Genomic DNA, 12,296 nt, shown 5'->3' with positions numbered 1-12,296 from the left:
GCCCGCCGGTGCTTGCTACTACACTATAATCCCCGGCTATGAATACTCAACGCATCCTCGCTCACTTCCAGGAGAGCGCCGACCTGAAAATGAAGTCGGCTGCTACTCTCGCCCAACCCATCTCGCAGGCGATCGAACTCATGTTCGGCGCTTTGTCCAACGGCAACAAGATCCTGGCCTGCGGCAACGGCGGTTCCGCTGCCGACTGCCAGCACTTTGCCGCCGAACTCGTCGGCCGTTTCGAGCGCGAGCGCTTCCCGCTGCCCGCCATTGCCCTGACCTGCGATACCTCGATCATGACGGCGGTCGGCAACGACTACAGCTTCCGGGAGATCTTCTCGAAGCAGGTGCAGGCTTTCGGCCAGGCCGGCGACGTGCTGCTGGCGATTTCGACCTCGGGCAATTCGGCCAACGTGCTGGCCGCGGTGGAAGCGGCGCTGGAACGCGAGATGCGTATCGTGGCCTTCACCGGCAAGGACGGCGGCGCGCTTGCCAAGCTGCTGACCGATGCCGATGTCCATATCAACGTGCCGCATGCACGTACCGCTCGCATCCAGGAAGTGCATCTGGTTGCGATTCACTGCATTTGCGACGGCATCGACGTCGCATTGTTCGGAGGAGATGAGAATGAATAACATGCGCCCGCTGGCCGGCCTGGTATCAAAAATCGTACTGGGCGCCGCGCTGGCTGCCTCGCTGTCGGGCTGCGTCGGCCTGGCCGTAGGCGGCGCTGTGATGACCGCTGTCTCTGCCAACGACCGCCGTACCATCGGCATGCAGACCGAAGACAAGTCGATCAACGTCAAGGCCGAGATCAAGATGCAGCAGCTCACCGGCGAGCATGGCCACGTCAACGTCACCAGCTACAACCGCAAGGTGCTGCTGACCGGCGAAGTGCGCGACGAAGCCATGAAGCAGGCGGCCGAGCGCGAAGTGCGCGCGATCGCCAACGTGATCTCGGTCGTCAACGAGCTGGAAGTCGCCGGCCCGTCGAGCTACACCTCGCGTTCGAGCGACGCCCTGATCACCACCAAGGTCAAGGCCAGCCTGGTCGACAAGAAGACCATCTCGGCCAGCTCGGTCAAGGTCACCACCGAGCGCGGCGTGGTCTACCTGATGGGCCTCGTCACGCCGCGCGAAGGCAATATCGCGGCCGATGTCGCCAAGGGCGTCGCCGGCGTGAACCGCGTCGTCAAGATCTTCGAGTACATCAGCGAAGAAGACGTCAAGTCGGGCCCGGCGACCTAAGCCTGCTTGCAGCGGCAGGACTGTCGGTCCTGCCGTTTTCTTATCCACTTCCCCATGACCGCATCCAACTCTTCCCGCTCCTGGTTCAGGCCCGCCGCCATCGGCGCGGTCGTGCTGGCGCTGGCCGGCATCGGCTACGCCTCGTTCAACACCAGCAGTGCCGCACCCGACGTCACCTTCATCAGCATCACCGGCGACAAGATCAGCACCCAGTCCATGCGCGGCAAGGTCGTGATGGTGAATTTCTGGGCGACTTCCTGCGTCACCTGCGTCAAGGAGATGCCGCAGATGGTCGAGACCTATGAGAAGTACAAGGGACAGGGATTGCAGTTCGTGGCGGTGGCGATGCAGTACGACCCGCCCAACTACGTGCTGAACTTTACCGAGACCCGCAAGCTGCCCTTCATCGTGGCGCTCGACTCGGGCGGCGACATCGCCAGGCAGTTCGGCGACGTCACCCTGACGCCGACGACCTTCCTGATCGACAAGAACGGCAAGATCATCAAGCGCTATGTCGGCGAGCCGGAATTCCCGGTCCTGCACAAGCTGATCGAGAAAGAGCTCGCCGGCTGATCCTTTACTTCGGGTAGAGGATCATCTGGGTGCAGCGAAACAGCGCAATCGTCTTGCCGCTATCCTTGTCGGTCACGACCGCATCCCATACCTGCGTGGTGCGCCCCAGATGCGCGGCGGTCGCCACCACGGCGATCGTGCCCTGGCGCGCCGTACCCAGGTGGTTCGATTTCAGTTCGATGGTGGTGAAGCTGTGTGCGCCTTCCGGCAGGTTGGCGATGCAGGCGTAGCCGGCTGCCGTGTCGGCCAGCGTGACCACGCTGCCTGCGTGCAGGTAGCCGTTCGGCGCCAGCAGGTGGGGCAGGACCGGCAGCTCGGCGCAGACGCGTCCTTCGGCTACTTCCGTGATGCGGATGCCAAGGTGGCCGGGGAGGTAGGGCTTGCCGAATTCGTTGAAGGATTCCGGGCTGTGTTTCGAATCGATGCTCACTGGTGTTTCCTGGGTTGTCGAAAAACCGAGATCGTACACCCTGCGCCTGCCGGCTGCAGGCCGGGCCATCAGGCAGCGGGTTGCGCGATCCGGTACAGCTTGCGGTAGGCCGAGGGCGAAGTGTGCAGGCTGGCGCGGAAATGCTGGCGCAGCGACAGCGCCGAGCCGAAGCCCGCCTGCTGGGCGATGTGGTCGATCGATACGTCGCTGCCTTCGAGCATGCGCTGCGCGTAGGCGACGCGCTGGTTCAGCAGCCATTGCTTGAACGAGGCGCCGGTCGCCTGGCGGAAGTGGCGGGTGAAGTTACGGCGGCTCATGGCGGCCCGCCCGGCCAGCGCATCGATGCTGTGGTCCTCGCCGAGATGCTCCACGATCCATGCCAGCACGACGGCGAACCGGCTGTCGCTGTGCGACACCGGCAGCGGACGTTCGATGAACTGCGCCTGCCCGCCCTGGCGGTGCGGCGCCACCAGCAGCTTGCGGGCGACACGGTTCGCGACTTCCGCGCCGGCAAGCCGGCGCAGCAGGTGCAGGCAGCAATCCAGGCCGGCCGCGACGCCGGCCGAGGTCAGGACGCTGCCTTCGTCCACATACAAGACCTCCCGGTCGACCTTCACCTTCGGATAGCGCGACACCATGGCGTCGGCGCAGCCCCAGTGCGTGGTCGCCCCCCGGCCGTCGAGCAAGCCCGCTTCGGCCAGCGGGAACGCGCCCAGGCACAGACCGATCACCGTCGCGCCGCGCGCATGGGCGCGTTGCAGCGCCTCGAGCAGCAGCGCCGGGGCAGGACGGCAGTCGTCGTGCCAGGCCGGCATGAACACGATGTCGGCATCCTCCAGCGCCTCCAGTCCCCGTTCGGCGGTAATGCCGAAGCCGGCCGAGGTCCGCAGGGGCCCGGCCTCGACGGCGCAGACCACGACGTCTAAGGCCGGCGCCGCCGGCTCGTCGCGCACCGTGCCGAAGACCAGGCAAGGCACGGACAAATGGAAAGGCGTGATGTCGTCGAAGGCGACGATGGCGACCCGGTAGCGCCGGCGCGGCAGTTCATGTGGAGGCATGGCCCGATTTTATCGCAGATCGTCCTTCAGGCCACTTTTCGTGCACGACCGCTGGCTTGAGAATGGCGTCAAGGAGAAGGCAGCTGCCTTCTTGCCAACCACACCACAGGACCCATCATGCGCTTTTCCCCCTATTCCATCCCCTTCGCCGCCGCCCTGGCCCTGCTTGCCGGGTGCACTACCCCGGCAGGCGCGATCGACCCGCAAGCCGGCACGGGCGCGGCGCCGGCCGTCCGCGTCCAGCAGATCCGCAATGCGACGCTCAAGGTCACGTATGGCGGCACGACCTTCCTGGTCGACCCGATGCTCGCCGCCAAAGGCGCGTATCCGGGCTTCGCGGGCACCTATAACAGCGAGCTGCGCAATCCGCTGGTGGAACTGCCCATGCCGGTGGACGAGGTCATGCGCGCCGATGCGGTGATCGTCTCGCACACCCACCTGGATCACTGGGACGACGCCGCCAAGCGCCTGCTGCCCAAGACCATTCCGGTATTCGCACAGAACGAGGCCGACGCGCAGGCGATTCGCAAGGATGGCTTCACGGACGTGCGGGTGCTCGGCAGCGCCACCGAGTTCCAGGGCGTGCGCCTGGCCAGGACCGGCGGCCAGCACGGCAGCGACGCCATGATGGCGTCGCCCGCGGGCGCCCTGCTGGGCCAGGTGTCGGGCATCGTGTTCCAGCGTCCCGGCCACAAGACCGTGTACATCGCGGGCGACACGGTGTGGCATGCGCAGGTGGACCAGGCCATCCGCAACTACCGGCCGGACGTGATCGTGCTTAACACCGGCTACGCCCGGCTGCAGGGCTTCGATGGCTCGATCATCATGGGCCGCGACGACCTGTCGCGCGCCTACCAGGCCGCGCCCGGTGCGACGGTCATCGGCAGCCACATGGAAGCCGTCAACCACATGATGCAAAGCCGCGCCGACCTGCGCGCGCATATCAAGGCGACCGGCATGGATGCGCGGCGCGTGCTGGTGCCGGAAGACGGCCAGGCTTACCAGTTCTGACCGGCAGCTGGTTCAACGGCGGCGGCGCGCGCCGCCGCCCTGCTTGTGGCCCCCGCCCTTCTGCCGCGCCGCCGTGTTCTGCTGCTGCAGCAGTGAATCGACCCGTTCCGATGCTTCGCGCGCCAGCTGCTGCGCCAGCTCGATACTCGGGAAGAATTCCGGCTCGCGGTAGCCCAGCCAGGCATAGGCCGAATACATGCGGCAGGTGTCCTCGACCTCCTGCAGGTTCATGTAGAACAGCTCCTGCGTGGGCGGGGTGAGCTTGCAGACGCGCTTCTTGGCCAGCGACAGGGCCCAGTGCTCCCAGGCGCTTTGCAGGGTCGGGACCCGGCTCGAAATCGGCACCAGGGACAGCATGAACTTGTCGGCCACGCTCAAGGGCAGCGTGTCGAGCCATTCGGCGCGTTCGTTCTGCTCTTCGGTGATACGCGGGTAGAAGAAGCCGTCCGGCACGTCGATGTTGTGCACGAAACGCTTGAGCAGCTTGACCAGCGAGGTCTCGCCCGTCACCGACGAGATGCGGTGCAGCTGCTCGAGCGAGGGCGCCACCGCGAAACCATTGGCCGCCACCGGCGGGATCTTCTCCTTCATCAGCGAGCGCATGACGGCATGGGTCTCGTCGTCGTAGCCGGCCACGAAACCTTCTTCATGCACGCCGTAGCGCCCTGCCCGGCCCGCAATCTGCTTGGCCAGCGCCGCCGAGATCTCTTCTTCCTCGACCCCGTTGTACTTGACCGCCGTGGTCATCACGATGCGGGCGATCGGCATGTTCAGCCCCATCGCCAGTGCGTCGGTGCCGACCACGATGTCGGCCTGGCCTTCGCGGAAGCGCTCGGCCTGGGCGCGCCGCACTTCCGGCGACAGGTTGCCGTAGACGGTGGCCACCGACAGGCCCTTCTCGGTGATCATGTCGCGCCACATCAGCACATCGCGCCGCGAGAAGGCAATCACGGCGTCGCCGCGCCGCAGGTTGCCGAGCTTGCGCACGGGCGCCGGCTCCATCGCCAGCGGTCCCATGCGCTTCAACACATGCACCTCGAGCGGCACTTCGAGGCGTTCGGCCAAGGCTTCGATGGCGCGCCGCGCTTCCGGTGCGCCGACCAGGAACACGGTCGACGCCGGCGCGCCGCACACGGCCGCGGTCCAGGCGGCGCCGCGGTCGCGGTCGGCCAGCATCTGGATCTCGTCGATGACGGCCACGTCGACCGGCGTCTTCGTGTCCAGCATCTCGACGGTGCTGGCGACATGGGTGGAGCCTTCGGCGATGCGGCGTTCCTCGCCGGTGACCAGGCTGACCTTGATTTCTTTGCCGTGCGGGCGCGCGGCTTGCAGGCGCTCGTAGTTTTCCAGCGCCAGCAGGCGCAGGGGCGCGAGATAGACGCCGCTGTCGGCCTTGGCCAGCGCTTCCATCGCGCGGTGGGTCTTGCCCGAGTTGGTGGGGCCCAGCAGGGCGATGAACTTGCGCTGCATGCGGCTGGCCACGTCGAAGGATTCGGGATACTCGGCCAGGTTGATGCTTTCCTTGGTGCGCGCCGCGTGGCGTTCTTCCTGCTCGCGCTCGACCGCATGCGCCAGGCGCTGCGTGATGCGCTGGAAGACGTACTCGGCCGGCTCCGAGGTTTCCAGCTCGTCGAGCACGTCGAGGAAGAGCATCGGGTTCCAGCCGAAATCGTCGGCCTCTTCGGCGATGTGGCGCACGAAGTCTTCGGCTTCGGTCTGCAGCTGCTCGAGCGCGTCGGGGGTGGCGCGTTCTTCCAGCACGTCGCGCCGGGCCAGCATGTCCATCTTGCGCCACTTGCTCGGCTTGGCCAGCACGCCGCGCGCGGGCACCAGGCGGTAGGGCACGCGCAAGCCTTCGTAGCGCACTTCGCCCGAGAAGCGCAGGAACACGCGGCCTTCCATTTTTACCAGCTCGATGCCGCGCTCGGCGAAGTCGAGTTCGCGCTCGAGGAAGTCGTCGTCGTGCTGGGTGTCGTCCGGGTCGGTAGGGGAATGGGTCATGGTCGCTTGCTTGATGTCTAGTTGCTATCAACTATATCGTAGCAAGCGCAGGTGCACCGTTGCGGCGCACGCGTGGAGTTGCAAGCGGGACGGCAGCGCCGCCCCGCATTGGCTGCTTAGGCGGCGACGCCCGCGTTATGCGCCTGCACGTCCGCGTGGTACGACGAACGCACCATCGCGCCCACGGCCGCGTGCACGAAGCCCATCTCGTAGGCGGCTTCCTCGAATTTCTTGAACTGGTCCGGGTGCACGTAGCGGCGCACCGGGAGGTGCGAGTTCGACGGCGCCAGGTACTGGCCGATGGTCAGCATCTCGACGTTGTGCTCGCGCATGTCGCGCATCACCTGCAGGATTTCCTCGTCGGTCTCGCCCAGGCCGACCATGATGCCGGACTTGGTGACCGCGTGCGGGTACAGCGCCTTGAAATCGCGCAGCAGCTCGAGCGAGTGCTTGTAGTCGGCGCCCGGACGGGCTTCCTTGTACAGGCGCGGCACGGTTTCCAGGTTGTGGTTCATGACGTCCGGCAGGCCGTCGGCGAAGATCGCCAGCGCCTTGGCCAGGCGGCCGCGGAAGTCCGGCACCAGCACTTCGATCTTGGTGTTCGGGCTCTGGGCGCGGGTCTTCTGGATGCACTCCACGAAGTGGCCGGCGCCGCCGTCGCGCAGGTCGTCGCGGTCGACCGAGGTGATCACGACATACGACAGGCGCAGGTCGGCGATGGTCTTGGCCAGGTTGCCCGGCTCGTTGACGTCGAGCGGATCAGGGCGGCCGTGGCCGACGTCGCAGAACGGGCAGCGGCGGGTGCACTTGTCGCCCATGATCATGAAGGTCGCGGTGCCCTTGCCGAAGCATTCGCCGATGTTCGGGCAGCTGGCTTCCTCGCACACCGTCACCAGGTTGTTGGCGCGCAGGATGTCCTTGATCTCGTAGAAGCGCGAGGACGCGGTCGCGGCTTTCACGCGGATCCAGTCCGGCTTTTTCAGGCGCTCGGCGTCGGCGATCGGCACGATCTTGATCGGGATGCGCGAGGTCTTGTTGGCGCCTTTTTGCTTGTCGCTGGCGTTGTAGACGGGAGCCGCGACGTCGCCGGCGTTGGTGGTTTCGGTAGTCATAGGCTCGTGCCCTGGCGGGCTTCCTTTAGAGGTTGTTCGTTGCCGGCCCGGCCGCTTCGGCCGATGCCAGTTGGCGCACCAACTCGCGCGCCAGCGCCTGCTGGACATCCTCCAGCGGGGCTTCCACACCCATCGTGCGCATGTCGACCGTGGCCAGGCCAGAGTAACCGCACGGGTTGATCCAGGTGAACGGGGCCAGGTCCATCGCCACGTTCAGCGACACTCCATGGTAGGTGCAGCCGTTGCCGCGTACCTTCAGGCCAAGGGCGGCGATCTTCGCACCCTTGCGCGGGCCGCCTGCCATGTAGATGCCGGGCGCGCCGGCGACACGTTCACCCGCGAGATTATACGCCGCCAGCACATCGATGACCGCCTGTTCGATTTTCTCCACAAACTGGCGCGCATACAGCTTGCCGCCCGGTTTGTTGCGGCGCAGGTCCATCAGGAGGTAGATCACGACCTGGCCGGGCCCGTGGTAGGTCACTTCCCCGCCGCGGTCGGTCTGGACCACGGGCACGCCGTGAGGCGCGAGCACGTGGGAGGGATCGGCGCCCAGGCCCAGGGTGAACACGGGCGGATGCTCGACGATCCACAGTTCGTCCTGCGACTCGGGCGTGCGCGCGTCGGTAAAGGCGCGCATCGCGGCGAAAGTCGGTTCGTAGTCGGCGCGGCCGAGCGCGCGGATGAGCGGCGTGGCAGGACGGGTCGGGAGCATGGGTATCAAGCGGGAATATGGACAGCCCTGCCATTATAAGCCAGCGCGATGGCTCGCGCCTGCCAGGGCCCTTCCCGCTGTGGCTTTACAGCACCATCTTGACCATGGCGTGGGTCGACAGGGCGCGGTAGACGTCGTCCAGCATTTCGCGGCTGGTCACCCAGACGTTGACGGTCAGGCCGGTGTAGTTGCCTTTGGACGAAGGACGCGTTTCCATCTTGCCGGCGTGGAAAGTCGGATCGAAACCGGTCACGATCTCGATGATGGTCGGCGCGAAGTCGATATGCGTCGGCCCCATCACCTTGATCGGGAACTCGCTCGGGTATTCGATGAGGGAATCTTTGGGGTCGATGAGGCTATCTTTCGGGTCCATGGCGTTTTGTCCTGTGCAAAGCAGCATTGTAGCTGCTTCAATATGGTGCTGCACTGCCGGAAAAAAAGAGGCCGGCATGTAGCCGGCCTGAACTATTTCTATCTACCTGGGAGAAATAGCGGGACATTCGGGCCGCTCGGAGCAGCGCTGCTGCCTCGAGCGAGTGATGCCACTTTACCCAGACCGCATCCACGCTGCGAGCGGTTTGAGACGAACTGCGTTTTGCCGCGATGGGCGGCGCAAACCGCGGAATAAACGGCATGCACGCGTAAAAAGGGCCGGATGCTTCCATCCGGCCCTGCCTGTTCAGCGTTCCAGCTCGCCCATGCCGCGTGACTCACTGCGCACGCGTCCTTCCCGGCGGCCCGGCGGCGGGCCGGACTGATCCGGCGCCGGTGCGGCCACCGCGCGTGGCGGAGGGGGCGCCATCATCTGGGGCGGCGGCGCGGCAGGGCGCGGCGGCGGCGCCATGACCTGGGGCGGTGGCGCCTGCACCTGGGCCTGCACCTGCGGCTGGGGCATGGCTTGCGGGCGCTCGCGGCGGCCTTCGAAGCGCTCGCTGCGGTCGGCCCGGTCGAAGCCTCCCCGATCGTCGTCGCGTTCACGGCGCCAGCCCTGCGGACGGGAGGGCTGGACCACCGCTGCCGGCGCCGGCGCCGTCGTGATCACGCCAGGCTGGAAGGTCGGCTGGGGCGCAGGTGCAGGCGCTGCCGCCACCGGCGGCGGATTTGTGCTCAGCACCGGCTGGCGCTGGCTGCGGCCGAAGCGGTCGTCGTTGCGGCCGCGGTCATCGCGGTCGAGCCGGTTCGGGATGCCGTCGCCATCGCGGTCGCGGTCGACGCGGTTGCGGATGCCGTCGCCATCGCGGTCGCGGTCGGCGCGGTTCGGGATGCCGTCGCCGTCTCGGTCGCGGTCGACCCGGTTGCGGATGCCGTCGCCGTCGCGGTCGCGGTCGACGCGGTCGGGGATGCCGTCGCGGTCGAGGTCGCGGCGCGCGCCAGGGCCGCGCCAGCCCTGTGGCGGCGGCGGGGCCGCACCCGGCGTGCCGGGAATGACCAGCTGCGGCGTGGCGCGCGGCACGTTCGATACCACGACCTGACCGCGCCCGCCGAAGTTCGCGTGCGGGACCACGGTCAGGCCGCGCTGGCGGAAATCGGGCCTGCCGTCGCCGTCGCGGTCGCGGCGGTCGTCGTTGCGGCGGCCGTCGCGGTATCGCCAGCTGTTCATGCGGCGCAGGCGTTCGTCCGACAGCCGGTAACCCGGCACGAAATGGTCGCGCGGGCCGAGCGGATACCAGCCGGTCGCCGGACGCGAGCCATGCAGGTTGAAATTCACGTTCCAGCCGCTGCCGCCGACCCAGCCGACCAGCGCCGGCGCCCAGATCGGGCGGCGCTCGCGGTGGCCGGGCGCCCAGGCCCAGCGGTTGCGCACGTGCACCCAGCGGCCGTAGTGCGAGGGCGCATAACCCCAGGGCGCGTTGTCGACCCAGGTCCAGCCCCAGGGAGCGATCCAGGTCCAGCGGCCGTCGCGGTAGGGAACCCAGCTGGTGGCGACCTGCGGCAGCCACAGCGCGCCGTATTCGGCGTCGTCCTGCCAGGTGCCGTGGCGGTCCAGCTCTTCGTAGCCGGTCATCTCGGTGGTGACATAGCGGGTCGAGCGCGCGCTGTCGTCCTGGCGGTCGCGCGCCAGTGCCCAGTCGTCGAAACTGTCGCGCCGGGCCTGCAGGGTGCGCACATCGTCGTCGCGCAGCTCGGCGCTGCGGCCGGCGCGCACCGTCAGGCTGGCGCCGCCGCCATCGACCTGGGCTTCGCCGTCGAACACGCTCACCACGCTGGTGTCGCGCACGCGTTCGGCGTCCACCCGCAGGCGGCCCGGCTGCAGCATGCGCACCCGTCCCTGCGGCGTGACCAGCTCGAATTCGGGCAGCACCTCTTCGCTCAGGATGCGCACGCTCGCGCTGCCGTAATGCAGGCGCAGGCGTACGCTGTCGTCATCGAGCTCGGTGACTTCGAGCGAGCTGTCGCCGTCGATCCGGATCGCGGTCGAGCCGACCCGCACTTCGCTGCGGCCGTTGGGCGCGGTGGTGATCAGGTTGCGGGTGGTGACCGGCCAGTTGACCAGCGCCTCGGTGGCGGTGTCGCCCACGCCGGTGCTGATGCTGACCTTGCCCTGGGCGAGCGAGACGCGGCCGACGCGGCCCGGCGGCTCGGTGTCCAGCGTGCCTTGCGCCAGCGCGGCAGTGGATAGCGCCGTGAACGCGAGCGTCACGGCAGTCTTGGCGAATCGATTGTTCATGGTGTGCTCCGGCTGGAGGTCTGCAAAGGGCGTGGACGAAGTGCGGCTACCAGATTACAACGCACGAGGGCGCACGCGACTACGGTACTTACAGAAAGTTGCAACTGCTGGGTAGCGGATGCACAGGCCGGGGCCTCAGGCAGGGCGGCGCCCCGGCTCGACCAGGAACAGCAGGGAACCCATCAGCACCAGCACGGCGCCGAAGACGCGGTTCTGGATCTTGACGGCGCGCACGTCGCGGAAAAATCGCTGCATCGACGAGGCCAGCGCGGCGTAGCCGTGCATGACGATCGAGTCGATCGTCACCATGGTCACGCCGAGGATCGCCAGCTGGGGCAGCAGCGGCGCGTCCTTCGAGATGAACTGCGGCAGCACCGCCACCATGAAGATGATGCCCTTCGGGTTGGTGGCATTGGTGAGGAAGCCGGTCATGACGCGCTTGCCGAAGCTCGGGTGCGCGGCCAGGCCGGCGGTGTCCACCGAGGTCGCTTCGGCCCTGGCGCGCCAGGACTGGATGCCGAGCCACATCAGGTAGAGCGCGCCGATGGTCTTGACGATCGTGAAGGCCAGGCTGGACGCCAGCAGGAGCGAACCGACGCCGGCGCCGGCGATGACCAGCACCAGGATCAGGCCGAACTGCAGCCCCAGCACGGTGGCGCTGGCCTTTTTCAGGCCGTAGGCAAGCCCGTGCGACATCGACAGCACGGCGCCGGAACCGGGCGAAATGGCGATCAGGCTGCCGGCGATGACGAAGGCGATCCAGGTGGCGAAGCTCATGCTGGGAGCGGGAAGAGGGGGAAGAGGGAGAAACAAAAGGGGCCGGCGCGCGCGTCCGGAGTGACCGGTGCGCAGCGCAAGCCCTGGGTACTGCTTACTTCTTCTTTGGATTGACAGCGGCCTTCAGGGTCGCGCCTGCAGCGAAGCGTGGGGACTTCGATGCTGCGATCTTGATGACGTCGCCGGTTGCCGGGTTACGGCCCTTGCGCGCAGCGCGCTTGGTGACCGAGAAGGTGCCGAAGCCGGTGATACCGACGGTGTCACCTTTCTTCAGGCGCTCGGTGATGATCTCGATGATCGTGTTCACGGCGCTATTGGCGGCAGCGCCGGACATCTCGGTGCGCTTCGCGAATTCCGCGATCAGTTCGCCTTTTTTCATAAGTCTCTCCGGGGTTAAAAGAGCGGGAAGATTAGCATAAATATTGCTATGTGTAATCTCGCTCGCCGGAGGCGAATCCAGCCCCGTCTTTAAGCGAGCCCGGTTTCACCGACCGGAGCGGCCAGGCGGTGGCGCAAGGCGGCGTTGATCAGGGTCTGGTAGCCGGTACCGCAGCGCTCGGACAGGTTGCGGAACTCGTTCAGGACTTCGTCGTCGAGGTAGATCGTGATACGGGTCTTGCGCTTCGGCGGACGGGCACGGCGTGGTGCGGCGACGTGGACGGCCTGCAGGGTCGATTCGGTATTCATGGCGTCTCCTTCGGTG

The 12,296-nt window shown here is 66.9% G+C and carries 14 protein-coding genes; 4 read left to right on the top strand and 10 right to left on the bottom strand.

Annotated elements, in window-relative coordinates; translation table 11 throughout:
* The first annotated feature begins 38 nt into the window (after positions 1–38).
* Genes AC3XQU_RS14160 through AC3XQU_RS14150 form a run of 3 tightly spaced genes read left to right on the top strand, consistent with a single transcriptional unit; the run spans position 39 to position 1,821 of the window.
* The gene (locus tag AC3XQU_RS14160) at positions 39–635 is read left to right on the top strand and encodes a phosphoheptose isomerase (RefSeq protein ID WP_489874799.1); all 597 of its coding nucleotides are present in this window, start codon (positions 39–41) and stop codon (positions 633–635) included.
* Positions 628–1,248 carry a BON domain-containing protein gene (locus tag AC3XQU_RS14155; protein ID WP_489874798.1) on the top strand — a complete coding sequence of 207 codons (621 nt, stop codon included), beginning with the start codon at positions 628–630 and terminating at the stop codon, positions 1,246–1,248. The genes AC3XQU_RS14160 and AC3XQU_RS14155 overlap by 8 nt, the downstream gene beginning before the upstream one ends.
* Positions 1,249–1,302: 54 nt before the next feature.
* Positions 1,303–1,821 carry a TlpA disulfide reductase family protein gene (locus AC3XQU_RS14150; RefSeq protein WP_489874797.1) on the top strand — a complete coding sequence of 173 codons (519 nt, stop codon included), beginning with the start codon at positions 1,303–1,305 and terminating at the stop codon, positions 1,819–1,821.
* Positions 1,822–1,825: 4 nt separating this feature from the next.
* Here the strand turns inward: AC3XQU_RS14150 and AC3XQU_RS14145 are convergent, their stop codons facing one another.
* Positions 1,826–2,251, bottom strand: a complete 426-nt coding sequence (locus tag AC3XQU_RS14145) for a PaaI family thioesterase (protein WP_489874796.1) — start codon at positions 2,249–2,251, stop codon at positions 1,826–1,828.
* 68 nt (positions 2,252–2,319) lie between these two features.
* The gene (locus AC3XQU_RS14140) at positions 2,320–3,309 is read right to left on the bottom strand and encodes a GlxA family transcriptional regulator (protein ID WP_489874795.1); all 990 of its coding nucleotides are present in this window, start codon (positions 3,307–3,309) and stop codon (positions 2,320–2,322) included.
* 117 nt (positions 3,310–3,426) lie between these two features.
* Here AC3XQU_RS14140 and AC3XQU_RS14135 point away from each other — a divergent pair, with 117 nt between their 5' ends.
* The gene (locus tag AC3XQU_RS14135; protein ID WP_489874794.1) at positions 3,427–4,320 is read left to right on the top strand and encodes an MBL fold metallo-hydrolase; all 894 of its coding nucleotides are present in this window, start codon (positions 3,427–3,429) and stop codon (positions 4,318–4,320) included.
* A 12-nt stretch (positions 4,321–4,332) separates the two neighbouring features.
* Here AC3XQU_RS14135 and AC3XQU_RS14130 read toward each other — a convergent pair whose 3' ends face one another.
* From AC3XQU_RS14130 to AC3XQU_RS14095, 8 genes are all read right to left on the bottom strand, one after another.
* Positions 4,333–6,321, bottom strand: a complete 1,989-nt coding sequence (locus tag AC3XQU_RS14130) for a helicase-related protein (RefSeq protein WP_489874793.1) — start codon at positions 6,319–6,321, stop codon at positions 4,333–4,335.
* Positions 6,322–6,437: 116 nt separating this feature from the next.
* The gene (gene lipA / locus AC3XQU_RS14125; RefSeq protein ID WP_489874792.1) at positions 6,438–7,433 is read right to left on the bottom strand and encodes a lipoyl synthase; all 996 of its coding nucleotides are present in this window, start codon (positions 7,431–7,433) and stop codon (positions 6,438–6,440) included.
* A gap of 25 nt (positions 7,434–7,458) precedes the next feature.
* Positions 7,459–8,148 carry a lipoyl(octanoyl) transferase LipB gene (gene lipB / locus AC3XQU_RS14120; protein ID WP_489874791.1) on the bottom strand — a complete coding sequence of 230 codons (690 nt, stop codon included), beginning with the start codon at positions 8,146–8,148 and terminating at the stop codon, positions 7,459–7,461.
* Between the two features lie 85 nt (positions 8,149–8,233).
* On the bottom strand, positions 8,234–8,521 hold the full coding sequence (locus AC3XQU_RS14115; protein WP_489874790.1) for a DUF493 family protein: 288 nt from the start codon (positions 8,519–8,521) through the stop codon (positions 8,234–8,236).
* 306 nt (positions 8,522–8,827) lie between these two features.
* On the bottom strand, positions 8,828–10,816 hold the full coding sequence (locus tag AC3XQU_RS14110; protein ID WP_489874789.1) for a DUF6600 domain-containing protein: 1,989 nt from the start codon (positions 10,814–10,816) through the stop codon (positions 8,828–8,830).
* A gap of 135 nt (positions 10,817–10,951) precedes the next feature.
* A complete protein-coding gene (locus AC3XQU_RS14105; protein WP_489874788.1) occupies positions 10,952–11,593 on the bottom strand; it encodes a LysE family transporter in 642 nt (213 codons plus the stop codon).
* 94 nt (positions 11,594–11,687) lie between these two features.
* On the bottom strand, positions 11,688–11,972 hold the full coding sequence (locus tag AC3XQU_RS14100; RefSeq protein WP_489874787.1) for an HU family DNA-binding protein: 285 nt from the start codon (positions 11,970–11,972) through the stop codon (positions 11,688–11,690).
* Between the two features lie 89 nt (positions 11,973–12,061).
* Positions 12,062–12,280: a BrnA antitoxin family protein gene (locus tag AC3XQU_RS14095; RefSeq protein ID WP_489874786.1), complete on the bottom strand. Its 219-nt coding sequence runs from the start codon at positions 12,278–12,280 to the stop codon at positions 12,062–12,064.
* Between the last annotated feature and the right edge of the window lie 16 nt (positions 12,281–12,296).

The sequence above is a fragment of the Telluria sp. AZSoR62 genome, from assembly GCF_058111565.1.
The sequence above is the reverse complement of the archived record's forward strand: the minus strand, read 5'-3'. Positions and strand labels throughout refer to the sequence as shown.

Coding starts and splice junctions, on each gene's coding strand:
- AC3XQU_RS14100 (WP_489874787.1), bottom strand. CDS start 11,972: ATGAAAAAAGGCGAACTGATCGCGGAATTCGCGAAGCGCACCGAGATG.
- AC3XQU_RS14155 (WP_489874798.1), top strand. CDS start 628: ATGAATAACATGCGCCCGCTGGCCGGCCTGGTATCAAAAATCGTACTG.
- AC3XQU_RS14140 (WP_489874795.1), bottom strand. CDS start 3,309: ATGCCTCCACATGAACTGCCGCGCCGGCGCTACCGGGTCGCCATCGTC.
- lipB (WP_489874791.1), bottom strand. CDS start 8,148: ATGCTCCCGACCCGTCCTGCCACGCCGCTCATCCGCGCGCTCGGCCGC.
- AC3XQU_RS14130 (WP_489874793.1), bottom strand. CDS start 6,321: ATGACCCATTCCCCTACCGACCCGGACGACACCCAGCACGACGACGAC.
- AC3XQU_RS14150 (WP_489874797.1), top strand. CDS start 1,303: ATGACCGCATCCAACTCTTCCCGCTCCTGGTTCAGGCCCGCCGCCATC.
- AC3XQU_RS14115 (WP_489874790.1), bottom strand. CDS start 8,521: ATGGACCCGAAAGATAGCCTCATCGACCCCAAAGATTCCCTCATCGAA.
- AC3XQU_RS14110 (WP_489874789.1), bottom strand. CDS start 10,816: ATGAACAATCGATTCGCCAAGACTGCCGTGACGCTCGCGTTCACGGCG.
- lipA (WP_489874792.1), bottom strand. CDS start 7,433: ATGACTACCGAAACCACCAACGCCGGCGACGTCGCGGCTCCCGTCTAC.
- AC3XQU_RS14105 (WP_489874788.1), bottom strand. CDS start 11,593: ATGAGCTTCGCCACCTGGATCGCCTTCGTCATCGCCGGCAGCCTGATC.
- AC3XQU_RS14135 (WP_489874794.1), top strand. CDS start 3,427: ATGCGCTTTTCCCCCTATTCCATCCCCTTCGCCGCCGCCCTGGCCCTG.
- AC3XQU_RS14095 (WP_489874786.1), bottom strand. CDS start 12,280: ATGAATACCGAATCGACCCTGCAGGCCGTCCACGTCGCCGCACCACGC.
- AC3XQU_RS14160 (WP_489874799.1), top strand. CDS start 39: ATGAATACTCAACGCATCCTCGCTCACTTCCAGGAGAGCGCCGACCTG.